Origin of the sequence: Nocardia higoensis, from assembly GCF_015477835.1 — a bacterium.
Taxonomy (GTDB): Bacteria; Actinomycetota; Actinomycetes; order Mycobacteriales; family Mycobacteriaceae; genus Nocardia; species Nocardia higoensis_A.
In genome coordinates this window covers 2,647,501-2,660,443 of the sequence record NZ_JADLQN010000001.1, presented here as the reverse complement: position 1 = coordinate 2,660,443, position 12,943 = coordinate 2,647,501, and the positions used below count along the sequence as shown (strand labels likewise).

16 protein-coding genes are annotated in these 12,943 nt (G+C 66.0%); 4 read left to right on the top strand and 12 right to left on the bottom strand.

Features of this window, described 5'->3' with window-relative positions; translation table 11 throughout:
* Positions 1–53: 53 nt before the first annotated feature.
* Positions 54–323: a hypothetical protein gene (locus IU449_RS12010; RefSeq protein ID WP_195001876.1), complete on the top strand. Its 270-nt coding sequence runs from the start codon at positions 54–56 to the stop codon at positions 321–323.
* A 559-nt stretch (positions 324–882) separates the two neighbouring features.
* Here IU449_RS12010 and IU449_RS12005 read toward each other — a convergent pair.
* Together IU449_RS12005 and IU449_RS12000 are read right to left on the bottom strand one after the other, a co-directional pair.
* Positions 883–1,266, bottom strand: coding sequence for a hypothetical protein (locus tag IU449_RS12005; RefSeq protein WP_195001875.1), 384 nt, complete (start codon positions 1,264–1,266; stop codon positions 883–885).
* Positions 1,263–1,592 carry a hypothetical protein gene (locus IU449_RS12000; RefSeq protein WP_195001874.1) on the bottom strand — a complete coding sequence of 110 codons (330 nt, stop codon included), beginning with the start codon at positions 1,590–1,592 and terminating at the stop codon, positions 1,263–1,265. The genes IU449_RS12005 and IU449_RS12000 overlap by 4 nt, the downstream gene beginning before the upstream one ends.
* A gap of 167 nt (positions 1,593–1,759) precedes the next feature.
* Between IU449_RS12000 and IU449_RS11995 the strand changes: the two genes are divergently transcribed.
* On the top strand, positions 1,760–2,263 hold the full coding sequence (locus tag IU449_RS11995; RefSeq protein WP_195001873.1) for a hypothetical protein: 504 nt from the start codon (positions 1,760–1,762) through the stop codon (positions 2,261–2,263).
* A gap of 368 nt (positions 2,264–2,631) precedes the next feature.
* Here the strand turns inward: IU449_RS11995 and IU449_RS11990 are convergent, their stop codons facing one another.
* From IU449_RS11990 to IU449_RS11955, 8 genes are all read right to left on the bottom strand, one after another.
* A complete protein-coding gene (locus tag IU449_RS11990; protein ID WP_195001872.1) occupies positions 2,632–3,021 on the bottom strand; it encodes a hypothetical protein in 390 nt (129 codons plus the stop codon).
* Positions 3,018–3,728 (bottom strand): hypothetical protein, encoded by a 711-nt coding sequence (locus IU449_RS11985; protein WP_195001871.1) that lies wholly within the window; start codon positions 3,726–3,728, stop codon positions 3,018–3,020. Before IU449_RS11985 ends, IU449_RS11990 begins: the two co-directional genes overlap by 4 nt.
* A gap of 371 nt (positions 3,729–4,099) precedes the next feature.
* Positions 4,100–4,426, bottom strand: a complete 327-nt coding sequence (locus IU449_RS11980; RefSeq protein WP_195001870.1) for a hypothetical protein — start codon at positions 4,424–4,426, stop codon at positions 4,100–4,102.
* A gap of 70 nt (positions 4,427–4,496) precedes the next feature.
* Complete coding sequence (locus tag IU449_RS11975; RefSeq protein WP_195001869.1) at positions 4,497–5,009, bottom strand: hypothetical protein; 513 nt, start codon at positions 5,007–5,009, stop codon at positions 4,497–4,499.
* A 73-nt stretch (positions 5,010–5,082) separates the two neighbouring features.
* Positions 5,083–5,280, bottom strand: a complete 198-nt coding sequence (locus tag IU449_RS11970) for a hypothetical protein (protein ID WP_195001868.1) — start codon at positions 5,278–5,280, stop codon at positions 5,083–5,085.
* 62 nt (positions 5,281–5,342) lie between these two features.
* Positions 5,343–6,146: an aminoglycoside 6-adenylyltransferase gene (locus IU449_RS11965; RefSeq protein WP_195001867.1), complete on the bottom strand. Its 804-nt coding sequence runs from the start codon at positions 6,144–6,146 to the stop codon at positions 5,343–5,345.
* A gap of 23 nt (positions 6,147–6,169) precedes the next feature.
* Positions 6,170–6,691, bottom strand: coding sequence for a TerD family protein (locus IU449_RS11960; protein WP_324188197.1), 522 nt, complete (start codon positions 6,689–6,691; stop codon positions 6,170–6,172).
* A 127-nt stretch (positions 6,692–6,818) separates the two neighbouring features.
* Positions 6,819–7,718, bottom strand: a complete 900-nt coding sequence (locus IU449_RS11955) for a LysR family transcriptional regulator ArgP (RefSeq protein WP_195002517.1) — start codon at positions 7,716–7,718, stop codon at positions 6,819–6,821.
* A gap of 70 nt (positions 7,719–7,788) precedes the next feature.
* Between IU449_RS11955 and IU449_RS11950 the strand changes: the two genes are divergently transcribed.
* Positions 7,789–8,415: a LysE/ArgO family amino acid transporter gene (locus IU449_RS11950; RefSeq protein ID WP_195001865.1), complete on the top strand. Its 627-nt coding sequence runs from the start codon at positions 7,789–7,791 to the stop codon at positions 8,413–8,415.
* Between the two features lie 168 nt (positions 8,416–8,583).
* A complete protein-coding gene (locus IU449_RS11945; protein ID WP_195001864.1) occupies positions 8,584–8,886 on the top strand; it encodes a hypothetical protein in 303 nt (100 codons plus the stop codon).
* 123 nt (positions 8,887–9,009) lie between these two features.
* Here IU449_RS11945 and IU449_RS11940 read toward each other — a convergent pair whose 3' ends face one another.
* Entirely contained in the window at positions 9,010–10,887 is a 1,878-nt protein-coding gene (locus IU449_RS11940; protein WP_195001863.1) for an ABC transporter ATP-binding protein, read from the bottom strand.
* Positions 10,884–12,689: an ABC transporter ATP-binding protein gene (locus IU449_RS11935; RefSeq protein ID WP_195002516.1), complete on the bottom strand. Its 1,806-nt coding sequence runs from the start codon at positions 12,687–12,689 to the stop codon at positions 10,884–10,886. The genes IU449_RS11940 and IU449_RS11935 overlap by 4 nt, the downstream gene beginning before the upstream one ends.
* Between the last annotated feature and the right edge of the window lie 254 nt (positions 12,690–12,943).

Here is a 12,943-nt window from a genome sequence, read left to right as displayed (position 1 = left end):
CGCGCTCGGACGGGATACGCCGACGCGGGCATGCGGCAGCGGATGGAATCGCCGTGGCCGCTGACACCCGACGGCCGAGCAGGTCACGGTCGATCGGCGCCGTTGTCCCGATCGACCAGGCCGCGAGCGTCCTTGGATTCCAGCCCACCGCCGACAAGCGCCGTCACGACAACCCGCACTGGCCCGTGCGCTCCCCAGCGGCAGCCGCGGCCGCGCTGCACCTGCACGGCGGATGTCCCTGGCACTGCTCGACCCGCATCGCCGCGCTCATCGTCAGCGCCGACGACTACCAGTACTTCCGCGACCGCGGCGTCATCGACTGAAAGGAACCCTTCCTATGCACGGACCTGCGGTTGAGCAACCGTCCGAGAGGACAGCCACGGAGGCCGCGCTCGGCCTGCTGAATCTCGGCGTCAGCGAATCCCGCACGGCTGATCGGCATTTGCTCGAGGAACTCGCCCGAACCAGCGGTTACCGCCTCATCGATGTGCTCACCATCGACGACGAGACCTATATGCCGACCGCATACATCGCCGAACGTGTCCGCACGGCCCACGCCACCGCCCTGTTGGCCCCGAGCTTCGAGCACTTCGGGGTGTCCGCTCGGGTATTGCCCCTCGTCGCGGAGTTGGTCGTCCCCGGCGTCGTCCCGCCTCTCGACACCGAACCGGTCCGTCGGCATCCGTCGAAACCTTCATGGAGACAAGGCAACCCGATGCGTCGGGTGATTCTTGTCGTGATAGCCGTGACGGCCCTCTTGATCGCCGCGTGGGCGCTGTGGCCCGCGCCGGGCACGACCGCGGAGTGCTGCGCCTTCGTGAGCGCCGCACCCGCTCATGACGCTGCCCGACGACGCGTGAGATCCTGCTGGACTCTCGAGGGTCAGTGCCCGACAGCCGATGCGGCGGACACGGCGTCCACGAGTTCCTCGACAGCGCGTGCGGCGCCGATCTGCTCGGCGAGTGCGGGGACTGCTGTCCGGTATCGGGGTGTGCTCAGGATCGTGCGCACAGCGCGGCGGATAGCGGCGGCCTCGGGTCGCCCGGTGCGCAGGTCGATTCCGGCGCCGGACCACACGAGGCGAGCGGCGACCTCGGGCTCGTCCTCGGTGTCACCGGCGATGACGATATCCTCCCACCACGGGGGAAGCGCGCTGTCGGAGGACGTGATGACCGGGCCCGCGAAGCGCAGCGGCACGGCGAGGTCGGGACGGGGATACTCGAAGCCCGGGACCGACAACTGCACGATCGCATCGGCGGTGCTCATCCGTTGACGACGAAGGCCGGGGCGTCGCGGTCGTGGATGCCGTGGTAAAGAGTGTCGAGTTCGGCCTGGACGGGCGCGAAGATCCACTTCTCGCCCAGCGCCCGCAGAATGGTGTTGCGGACGTGGTTGGTGGGCCCGCGCCAGGGTCGCATCCCCAGCCCGAACGGCGGCACCGCGGAGGAACTCAGCGGCAGGGTAAGCATGCCCGCGACGATCACCGGCGGGTGCGCGTGGCGGGGGTGGCCGCTCACCAGCAGCGCGCCGATGAAGGTCGGATCGACGACGATGGCGTCGAAAGGGGTGCGCTCTTGGCTCATCCGTGTCATGAGCGCCTTGTACTGGCGCGGGCCGGGGTGAGGAAGATTCGGGCGACGTCGTAGCGCAGACCGGCTATGCCGGAGGGGCGCTCACTGTTTCGATCCACGATCCCGACGAAATCGCCTGTCTCACATCCGAAACCGACTCGAACAGCGAGTCGCCGGTATACCACTCGGTGGAATCCTCGACCTCGGCGATCAACGGATTCGATTGGTCGCCCGACACCGTGCCCCCGGAGAACAACGACGCCGTCCCCACAGCGCCGTTCGATCAAGAACCTCGCCCACGATACCTGTTGCGGCGCAGCGGCATCGACGTCGTCATCTCCGGGCGGCTACTGCTGGCGGTCCTGGACAGACTCACCGAGCTGACCGCTGCGGCGATGGACGCCGCCAAACCAGACGAAGGCCCGGCGGCCGAGGCATTGCTACGTGTATTCGAAGCGGCTGCAAAGGAATCCGGTCGCTACGCGGCCCTGCTGCAACGGATTGACGCGCTGCCGGTGACCGCGCGGGAGGATTGGCTCGGCACGCGCCGATCGCGGACCGAGTCGGGCGGGGGATCCGGCGCGGACAGGACACGGGCGAGTTCGGCAGCCGGCTCCCCGCCGACTGGCTGGTCGTCGCCGCGATCCACCTCGCCCACGCGGCACGCGACGAGCGCGGCAGCGGCCGGCTGACAGACTTCGATGCCGAGCATGCGTTCACCACCAGCCTGATGCACATCCTGGCCCCGTCCGTCGCCCCGTGCGTGCACGTCAGCCCCTCATGGCGCGGAGAGTTCGACGTGATCGCCGGCCCATGAGAGGAACTCAGGGCAGTGAAGATGGGCTTACGAACCGGTTCGCCTTCTTCCCCATGCTCGACTGTGTTCCGAGGTCCGCGATCAGCGCGTCACAGTTCTTCGTAACCTCGTGGACGACCACGAGCGACCCCGGAGCATCGCTTTGACTCGTCCAGTCGTCGGCTCTATCGGTGTCGGGGTCGCGCCGGGGCTGCTCGTTCACCAGCAGCCCCCCGCTTCGACGCCCCACGGTTATGGGCCATATCATGACAAGGCTTCGCCGGCCTCCCACATGGCGAATGTCTGAGAATATATTTTGTCGATGAGTTCGATCTCTTCGTGCGTGAGCCTTCGATCCTCGCGTTCCACATCGTCGAATATGCCTTTGACGATCTGATAGAGTGGAAAAACGGGACCTTCGCCCGAAACATAGGTGGCTCGCGTGCTTTCGGTTTCGGTAACGAATTCTTTGAAAGTCATACGCCAGATATCTGCGCTGGTCATGTTGATCATCGCCTCGCCTACGATCCGGTCTTCGGCTTCCACGAACTGGCCGGTCCTCCAGTCCAGAACCGATCCCACACGTTCACCATTCTCGCCGATCTCGATCCTCAGTTGGCGTCCGAAGTAGTGATAATACTTTGTCTCGGTCATGGCTTCGGCAATCCTTTCATGAGTTCGGGTAGAAATATATCACTAGTTCGCACGTTGAGGCCGGCGATGATGGCTTCTCCTTCGGGGCTCGGAATCGTGTTCCTAGGGTTTCCGGTATGGACTTGCAGTCCCCGAGAGACCTCGTAGAGGGCGTGGTCGAACTTGTCTGAAACCTTGTCTATGCTCTTGAGATGTAACCTGAGTTCGACAACGAGGCCATTCGGGGCTTGGATGTTCATGAGTATGTCACGATACCCGCTATCTGCTGGGACGATAAACCGGTCCTTCACCCTCAGGATCTTTTCACCAGATCGTTCGATGTGGTCGAGAGCTCGATAGATCTGCTCCACTCTATCGAATGTGATCTTGGCCCCCGCCAGGTCAACCAGTTGGCCGGCATCGTTCTCGTATTCGATGAGCTTCTCTTCGACGCGTGCGCGCCCTTTCGGCGCCTCCCGTCCTTTGGCTATACCTCCTACGCGGTTCCTGAGTGTGTTCGTCAGCTTATTCAGGAATTCTTGCGCGTCAGACCACTTGTCGTACATGTTGTCAACAAATTTTCCGACGTACTCGGGATCTGACATCTGTTTCAGGTCGAAATCTGGCTGGCGAGGTTTGGGGGCTCCTCTGCGATTTGCGAGCGCTGTCATTTCTGCGCGTTCAGAAATGGCTGTCTGTGAATCCTTGACCTTCGACGATATCAGCATTTCGCGAGTGCTCCTCAGCCCCTCATAGCGCGGAGAGTTCGACGTGATCGCCGGCCCATGAGAGGAACTCAGGGCAGTGGAGATGGGCTTCCGAACCGGTTCGCCTTCTTCCCCTTGCTCGACTGTGTTCCGACGTCCGCGATCAGCGCGTCACAGTTCTTCGTAACCTCGCGGACGACCACGAGCCACCCCGGAGCGTCGCTTCGATCTCGTCCAGTCGTCGGCACTCTCGGTGTCGGGGTTGCGCCGAAGCTGCTCGTTCATCAGCAGCGCCTCGCTTCGACACCCCACCTGGTTATGGGCCATATCATGACAAGGCTTCGCCGGCCTCCCACAGGGCGAACGTTTGTTGGTAGATCCTGTTGATCAGCTCAATTTCCTCTCGAGTGAGCCTTCGATTTTCTCGCTGCGCGACTTCGTATATGCCCTTGGCGATCTGATAGAGAGGGAACACCGGACCCCTCACCCGAAACGAAGGTGGCTCGCGCTCTTTCTGTTTCGGAAACGAATTCTTCGAAAGTCATGCGCCAGATATCCGCACTTGTCATGTTGGCCCGGGCTTCTGCCACGATTCCGCGTTCGGCTTCAACGAAATGTCCGGTCTTCCAGTCCAGAACTGATCCCTGCTGCGCTCCGTCATCGCGCGTTTCGATTTTCAATTGACTTCCAAAATAGTGATAGTATTCAGCGTGGGTCACAGCTTGGACTTTCCTTTCGTGAGAGCTTGGATGAATATGTCATTAGTCCGGTGACTGAGTCCATCGATGATCACCTGTCCGCGGGGCTGGCAATATCATCCAAGGGTGATCCGGTGTGTATTTCTAGTCCGCGAACGACTTCATATAGGGCGTGGTCGAACTTGTCGGAAACCTTGTCTATGCTCTTGAGGTGTAGTCGAAGTTCGATAACGAGACCGTTTGGTGCTTGCACGTTCATGAGTATGTCGCGGTACCCGCTTGCTGTTGGATCGATGAATCGATCCTTTACTCTCAGTATTCTCACGCCGGATCGCTCGATGTGGTCGAGGGCTCGATAAATCTGATCGACCCGCTCGAATGTGATCTTCGATCCGGCCAGATCGACAAGTCGGGCAGCATCGTTCTTGTACTGTACGAGCTTTTCGTCGACTCGCGCTCGACTCTTGGGTACCTCTCGTCCCTTGAATATGCCTCCAATGCGTCGTTCCAGGGTCTTCGTCAGATCATCCAGGAAACGTTGTGCGCCGTTCCACTTGTCGTACATCTCGTCCACGAATTTTCCGACATACTCAGGATCTGTCACTCGATGCAGGTCGAACCCTGGTTGGCGAGGCGTGGGGGGACTATCTCGCCAACGGTGTTTCCGGCGGTTTCTCTCAGTAGGTTCGGGCGTCGGGCCAGCGGTCGGCGAAGGTGATCGCGAACGCGTTGACCGCGGGCTTCCAGCGCAACGAACCCGACTCGAATGGCGAGACGCCGGTATACCACTCGATGGAATCCTCGACCTCGGCGATCAACGGATTCGATTGGTCGCCCGACACCGTGCCCCCGGAGAACAACGACGCCGTCCCCACAGCGCCGTTCGATCAAGAACCTCGCCCACGATACCCGGTGTGGCGCAGCGGCATCGACGTCGTCATCTCCGGCCGAAACGCAGAATGGTGTGTAATTCCGCTGCGAGGCGCTGGTGATCGAAGGCCGGGAAATCGAAGTGCTGGGCGGTGCGCTCGGCGAGCCCGCGATACAGATCCACGGTGGCGAGCAGCGCCTGTTCGGTACCCCGCGCGCCGAATCCGGACCAGCATCGCTCGAGGTCGGCCTGGATGTCGGTGTCCATCCAGGAGCGCATGCGCGTGCCCAGGTGCCGGGTGTCGAAGTCGCCGCCGTAGCGGGCCCGGTGATCCCACTCGATCATGCGCAGCAGTTCCTCTTCGAGGTCGCGATGCCGTAGCCGGGCCGACCACGGCTCGTCGCGCGCAATCGCCTTGGCCTCCATCAGGGCTGCCGCCCATGCCCAATGCACCGACTCGCTGAACTCCTCGACCGTCGGCGCCGCGGCCGTCTCCGGCTGGTGCGTGAGGGTGTGGGCGGCGTCGTCCCGGTCGAACAGGACCTCGAACGGGTGTTCGTAGACACGTCCTTCGAGGCTGTCGGCGGGCAGCAGAGTGAGATCGAGTTTGCCGCCGGCGTAGTACACGAGCCGAGTCGGATTTCCGTCGCCGTCCTCGAGGCGTTCGACGACCAGGACTTCACCGAGCCCCGTCCACCAGGATTCGTCGTCGAGCAGTGCGGGGATGTCGGTGGTGAAGACCTGGATGTCACGGTCCGACAGGGGGTGGGCCGTGCCCTGCGCGGCTGATCCGGTGAGGATCAGCGCGCGCACGTCCGAGCGGGCCTCGGCCCAGGAGACGAGTGCGGAGATGGCTTCGCTGTAGTCCATATGGGCTCGGTGGCTCGTGCGATTCAGGGGAGGTACTGGTCCAGCTGCTGGATCGCCTCGACCGGGTGCTGGGCGTCGATGGCCGTGGCGATCTCCCGGTACTGCCACCCGTCTCCCTCGCGCACCAGCTCGCCGGCCAGGAAGCCGTGCGCCGGATCCTCGAGCACGTAGTGCGCGAATACCTCGCCGGTCACTCCGTCGACCAGACGGCAGTAGGAGTTCTGCACCTCCTCCATGGTCTGGCCGGTGTAGGAGGTCATCAGGAAGACCACCGCCGTCACCACCGGGGTGATCCTGGTCAGATCCACGGTGATGATCTCGTCGTCCCCGGCGCCCTCCCCGTCGGTGGAGTCGCCGAGCAACCGCACCGCGCCGTCCTGGGAGAACAACTGCTCGTGATACACCACGTCCACCAGTTGGTGACCCGCGAAAAGCATTGCGGCGGCGTTGAGATCGATCCTTTTGCGGCCTCGCGTCCATCTCGCCCGATCGGCCGGGTCCCAGCCCAGCCCCAATGTCACCAACGACAGCCCTGTCTGCGACACGCGTACCCTCTCGTCGACCGCCCTGACACGAAAAGTGCCGTGTCCCCACGCTATACCCCGGCACACGATGATGTTGCCGGGTCGATACGGCAAGAGGCATGCGCCTGCCGACTTCTTCGTCGACGGCTCAGCGGTGGAGGGATTCGGCTGCCGCCGCGGCGATCGTGTCGGCGACGAGCGCGAGGGCGGGGACGTCCAGCTTCCACTGCTGCCAGTACAGCGGGACATCGACCCATCGGCCCGGTGTCAGGTTCTCCAGAATGCCCGCGTCGATCAGGGGCTGGGCGTGGGATTCGGGCAGCAGGCCCCAGCCGAGTCCGGCGGCGACCGCATCGCGGTAGCCCTCCGAGGTGGGGATGTGGTGGCGGTTCCCGCTCGCGCCGGCGGCTCGTGCGGCCAGTGTCCGGACGAAGGTGTCCTGCAGATCGTCCTGGCGGTCGAAGACGATCACCGGTGCGTCGGGCAGGCGTGCACGCAGCGGTCCGCCGGTCAGATGGCGGGCGCTGAAGGCGGGAGTCGCGACGGGCAGATAGCGTGCGGAGCCGAGTCGGCGCACGCCGCACCCGGTGACCGGTTCGGCCGCCGAGGTCACCGCGGCCATCACCCGTCCCTCGCGCAGCAGGGTCGCGGTGTGGGCTTCGTCCTGACGGTGCAGATCGAACAGGATGGGCGGGTCCTGCGGGACGCGGGTGAGGGCGGGCAGGAACCAGGTCGCCAGCGAATCGGCGTTGACCGCGATGGACAGCCGAGCCGGGCCGGATTCCGCCGCGATGCCGAGTTCGCGCCCGGCGTCGCGCTGCAGCGTCGCGAGTTGACGGGCGAAACGCACCACGATCTGGCCTGATTCGGTGGGGCGGACCGGTTTCGTGCGGGTCACCAGGACTCGGCCGGTGCGCTGTTCGAGCGCTTTGATGCGCTGGCTGACGGCCGAGGGCGTCACGTGCAGTGCGGCCGCGGCCGCGTCGAAGGTGCCCTCGTCGACCACCGCGAGCAGCGTGAGCACCTGGTCGATCGGTAGGTCGTGCATCACGATCGCTAATGATAGATAAGAAACTTCAGCTGTACTGATGATGAGGCGCTGCCTAGCGTCGGGGGACATGGACAGCGGGATTCTCACGACGGCGGGCACCGGATTCGGCGCGGGCCTGTCGCTCATTGTCGCGATCGGGGCGCAGAACGCGTTCGTCTTGCGACACGGTGCCCGTGGGCATTCGATCGGTCCGGTGGTCGGGATCTGCGCGCTCTCGGATGGCATCCTTATCGCGCTCGGAGTGGCCGGGCTCGGCGCGGTGGTCACCGCCTGGCCCGCCGCGCTGACCGCAGTTGGTGTAGCGGGCGGCGGGTTCCTGATCTGCTACGGCCTGCTCGCCGCCCATCGCGTCGTGCGCCCAGCCGCTGCGCAAGGGCTCGTCACCACGGGCACCACGACCGGCTCGGTGCGCGCCGCCGTGCTCACCTGCCTGGCCCTGACCTGGCTGAACCCCCACGTCTACCTCGACACCGTGCTGCTGCTCGGCTCGATCGCCGCCGACCACGGTTCGCTGCGCTGGATTTTCGGGATGGGCGCGATGACGGCGAGCCTGGTCTGGTTCGCCGGTCTCGGTTACGGCGCGCGGTTGCTCGGACCGATCCTCGGCAAGCCTGCCTCCTGGCGGGTGCTGGATCTGTTCGTCGCGGCCACCATGCTGGCGATGGGCGCCGCACTGCTCGTTCGCACGCTCTGACGGGGCAGGACGTGGTCCACCAGCCCGCAGGCGATATCAAGGACATGTACCGATTCGGGTTGTGCGGGGACGGTGCCCTCTGTGCCCGCCGCATTCCGGGCGCATCAGGGGATGGTCATGTTCACGCGCTCTCACAGGGAGGAGGGAACGTTTTGTCGGGATTGCGGCATGGCCGTGTTCCGGAGATTCCAGGGCGACAGCCTGTGGCAGGGCTGGTGGAGTGCGAGTTCCCTGATCGTCAATCCGATCGTGTTGCTGGGCAATCTCATCGAGCGAGACAAGGTGCGAGGACTGTCCGCGCCGAACTCGGGTTCGGGTCATCTGCCGATGGATCCCGGAAAGCCGTTGACGTCGCGGCCGCAAGTGTTCGGCCTGCTGGTCCCGATGCTGGGACTCGGTCTCGTGGTCATCCTGGCGCTCACGGCGGGGGCGGAGGCCGACGATCGGCCATCGGCATATCCGCCGACCTAAGTTCCGACGTCGCCGAGATCCCCTTCCGCTCTCGGCATTCCCGCTCTCGCCCCTGCCCCTGGTCCCGAACCCTGCCCTGGTTCGGGACCTTCCCCGGCCTCCATCAGCCACGGGCCGCGATGATCAGACCAGCGATTCCCGCCACGCCGCGTGCATACCCGCGAATACGCCATCGCCCGCGATCAATTCGGCGGGTACGCCGTCCTCGATGATGCGGCCGTCCTCGAGCACCAACACCCGGTCGGCGATCGCGACCGTGGACAGGCGGTGGGCGATGATCACGGCGGTGCGGTCGCGCAGCACGGTTTCCAGCGCTCGCTGCACCAGGCGTTCGCCGGGAATGTCCAGGCTGGAGGTGGCTTCGTCCAGCACGATCACCGCCGGATCGGCCAGGAACACCCGGGCGAAGGCCACCAGCTGGCGTTGCCCGGCCGACAGGCGGCCGCCGCGCCGGCGCACGTCGGTGTCGAAGCCGTCGGGCAGCTCCGCGACGAGGTCGAACAGACCGACCGCGCGTGCGGCGGCATGCACCTCGGCGTCGGTGGCCCCGGGCCGGCCGAGGCGGATGTTGTCGGCCACCGAACCGGCGAACAGATACGACTCCTGGGTGATCATGACGACGTGGCGGCGCAGATCCGCGTCGGCGATGCGGCGCAGGTCGACGCCGTCCAGCCTCACCCGGCCACCCGAGGGATCGTAGAAGCGGGTGAGCAGCTTGACCAGTGTCGACTTGCCCGATCCCGTCGGCCCTACCAGGGCGACCACCTGTCCGGCCGGGATGTCGAGCGTGAACTCCGGCAGCACCGGACCGGTGGCTCGCCGCGATTCGGCGTCGGCGCCCCCGTAGTCGAACCACACGCGCTCCATCCGCACCGCGCCCGACACCTTCGGCAGCGGAATCGGATCGGTCGGCTCGGGCACCAAAGGCCGCTCCTCGAGCACACCGGAGATCTTCTCCAGTGCCGCCGCGGCGGACTGGTAGGAATTGAACACCTGTGCCAGTTCGTCCAGCGGACCGTAGAAGTTCTTCAGATAGAGCAGGTAGGCCGCGAGCACGCCGACCGCGAGGTCGCCGTGGATCACCCGCTGCGCTCCCACCACGAGTACGACCACCATGGTGAGGTTGCCCAGCAATCGGGTCAGGCCCGCGTAGTCGCCCATTCCGCGCGAGGCGGTGACGTTGGCCCGGCGGTAGGCGCCATCCTCGGCGGCAAGCACCGCCTCGTTGCGGCCCTCGCGCCGGAATGCCTGCACCGCGCGCATGCCTCCCATCGCCTCCACGAAATGCACCACCACCGCGGCGATGGCGCCGCGGGTACGGCGGTAACCTGCGCGCTGCCTGCGCTGCGCCCAGCGGGTGACCAGGTACAGCGGCACGAAACCGGCGAAGACGACCGCGGCCAGCGGTCGGTCGAGATACACCAGCAGCACTGCGATGGTGAGCACGGACAGGATCGCGCTGAGGGCCTCGTTGAGCGCGCCCTCCAGCAATTCCTGCAAGGTCTCGATGTCGCCGGTGAGGCGGGCGACGATCTTGCCCGAGGTGTATTTCTCGTGGAACCCGACGTCGAGCCGCTGGGTGTGGGCGAAGGCGCGCATGCGGAGGTCGTAGAGCACGTTCTGGCTGAGCCTGCCCGCGACGCGGACGAAGAAGAACGTGGTCACCCCGCCCAGCAGCGCCGCGCCCAGGTAGCCGCCGATGGCCACGGTCGCCGGCCCCCAGTCGCCCTGGCTTCCCGCGGCGATGCCGCGATCGAGTCCGTAGGCGATGAACAGCGGCCCGACCACCGTGGCGGCGTTGTCCACCACGATGATCGCCAGCGCCAGCGCCAGCAATCCACGGTAGGGGCGAACGAGTTCCGCCAACAGCCGCCGCGACCGGCGGGCGAGCACCAGGTTGCCGCTCTCGGTGACCTCGGTGTCCTCGTTGGCGATGCCCCGCCATTCGGAAGCGTCGTCGGGGCCCGCCTCACGCTCGGCCACGCTGCCCTCAGCGCTCACGGTTCGCCTCCCATCAGCTCGCGATATCGGCTGCTGGTCCGCAGCAGGTTCTCGTGGGTGCCCTCGGCCACGATGCGGCCCTCGGCGAGTAACGCGACGCGGTCGGCCAGCGCGGCCGTCGACGGCCGGTGCGCGACGAGCACGGTGGTGGCTCCGGCCAGTGCGCCGCGCAGCCGTTGCTGCACCCGTTCCTCGGTCTGCACGTCCAGGGCCGAGAGCGGATCGTCCAGGACGACGATGCGGGCCCGCCGTTCCTGCCCGGCCCTGCTCAGCACCGCCCGCGCGAGGGCGAGGCGCTGCCGTTGTCCACCCGACAGGCTCAGGCCCTGCTCTCCGATCCGGGTGTCCAGGACCCACGGCAGCCTGTCCACGAATTCGCTCGCCTGCGCGACCTCCAGTGCCGCCCGCACCTGCGCGTCGCTCGCCGTGGGATCACCGAGCGCGACGTTCTCCCGCACGCTCGCCGAGAACAGCACCGGCTCCTCGAAAGCCACCGTTACCAGCGACCGTAGGTCCGTCAGCCGCAGCCGCCGGATGTCTATCCCGTCGATGCGCACGGATCCGCCGGTGACATCGTGCAGCCGCGGAATCAGGTTGAGCAGCGCCGTCTTTCCGCTGCCGGTCGCGCCGACCAGCGCGACCGTCTCGCCCGGGCGCACCCTCAGTGAGATGTCGTGCAGCACCGGCGCTTGCGCATCCGGAAAGGCGAAACAAACGTTCTCCAGCGACAATTCGCCGCGCGGCCGGTCCGGCAGCGGCACCGGATCGGCCGGATCGGTGATGTCGACCGGGGTGTCGACGATCTCCCAGTAGCGGTCGGCGGCGGTAGCGGCGTCGTTGAGCTCGGCGAGCAGGAAGCCGGTCCAGATGATCGGCCACTGCAGGAAGGTGGCCAACGTGATCGTGCCGACCACCGCGCCCAGCGACATCGTCCCCTGAACCACCGAATAGACGCCGAATCCGAGCGCGAACACCAGAATCAGCTCCGACAGCGACACCATCGCCGACCAGAGCGTGGCGTCGAGGCGGACCTTGTCCATCTCGGTCCGCCGCAGCTCCCGTGCCTGCGCCGCGAACCGCGCCTCGAAGAACACACCACGGCCGAACGCCTTGAGCACCCGGATACCCTGCGCCGACTCCTGGGCGGTGGTCGCCAGATCGCCCGCCTGATCTTGCGAACGTCGCGAGGCCACCGCGTAGCGGCGCTCGAAGCGCGCGCAGACGGCGGCCAGCGGCACCGCGGCGACGGCGTAGACCAGCCCGATCTGCCAGCTCATCACCGCCAGCACCACCAACCCGATCGGGATCACCACGAGGTGGATCACCAGCACGGGACCGGCGAACGCGATGAACCGGCGCAAGGTCGCGAGGTCGTCGACGGCGCGAGAGAGCAATTGACCCGATTCCCAGGCGTCGTGGCGGCCGATCGACCGCGCCTGCAGCGCGCCGAACATCTTGGCGCGCATGGTCGTCTCGAAGCGGGTGGCCGGTTCTGCCAGCAGCCAGCGTCGCCCCCACACACCCACGGACTCGATCACACCCAATACCAGCACCGCGGTCACCGGCAGCAGCACCCCGCGCAGATCTCCTCCCGCGATGGGGCCGTCCACGATTCGCGCGACCACCAGCGGCGTCAGCACTGCGGTAAGCATCGCCACCACAGACAGCGCGGTGGCCGCGATCAGCGTGATCCGGTGCGGCCGCAGGTACGGCAGGAAACGCAGCAGCGCCGTCCATCTGCCGCGAGATCGCTGCCGCGGCCCCGGTCTGTCGACCTCGGCGTCGGCACGTTCGTCGACCATGACGGACACACTGAGCTCCTCTCCGATGGCGACGGTCGGCGCCCCCGGCGCCGGTGAGCATCCAGCCTGGCAGCATCGGGCACGGCGGCCAACCGATTTTCCGCAGGGTGCACCCGCCCCCGCGACATCGGGTACTGCGGCCGGCATCGTCTTCACCACCGGGCCGGCAGTTCACCCGCACGCGCTGTCGGACCTGCTGTCTGTGATGTGACATGTCCGATGAGGAAGCGCTCGATGTCGGTGCAAAGTGCTTC

What these genes read in the sequence shown, in the direction of transcription:
- IU449_RS12005 (WP_195001875.1), bottom strand. Translation starts at nt 1,266, where the DNA reads ATGAGCACCGCCGATGCGATCGTGCAGTTGTCGGTCCCGGGCTTCGAG.
- IU449_RS12000 (WP_195001874.1), bottom strand. Translation starts at nt 1,592, where the DNA reads ATGACACGGATGAGCCAAGAGCGCACCCCTTTCGACGCCATCGTCGTC.
- IU449_RS11990 (WP_195001872.1), bottom strand. Translation starts at nt 3,021, where the DNA reads ATGACCGAGACAAAGTATTATCACTACTTCGGACGCCAACTGAGGATC.
- IU449_RS11985 (WP_195001871.1), bottom strand. Translation starts at nt 3,728, where the DNA reads ATGCTGATATCGTCGAAGGTCAAGGATTCACAGACAGCCATTTCTGAA.
- IU449_RS11965 (WP_195001867.1), bottom strand. Translation starts at nt 6,146, where the DNA reads ATGGACTACAGCGAAGCCATCTCCGCACTCGTCTCCTGGGCCGAGGCC.
- IU449_RS11955 (WP_195002517.1), bottom strand. Translation starts at nt 7,718, where the DNA reads ATGCACGACCTACCGATCGACCAGGTGCTCACGCTGCTCGCGGTGGTC.
- IU449_RS11950 (WP_195001865.1), top strand. Translation starts at nt 7,789, where the DNA reads ATGGACAGCGGGATTCTCACGACGGCGGGCACCGGATTCGGCGCGGGC.
- IU449_RS11945 (WP_195001864.1), top strand. Translation starts at nt 8,584, where the DNA reads ATGGCCGTGTTCCGGAGATTCCAGGGCGACAGCCTGTGGCAGGGCTGG.
- IU449_RS11935 (WP_195002516.1), bottom strand. Translation starts at nt 12,689, where the DNA reads ATGGTCGACGAACGTGCCGACGCCGAGGTCGACAGACCGGGGCCGCGG.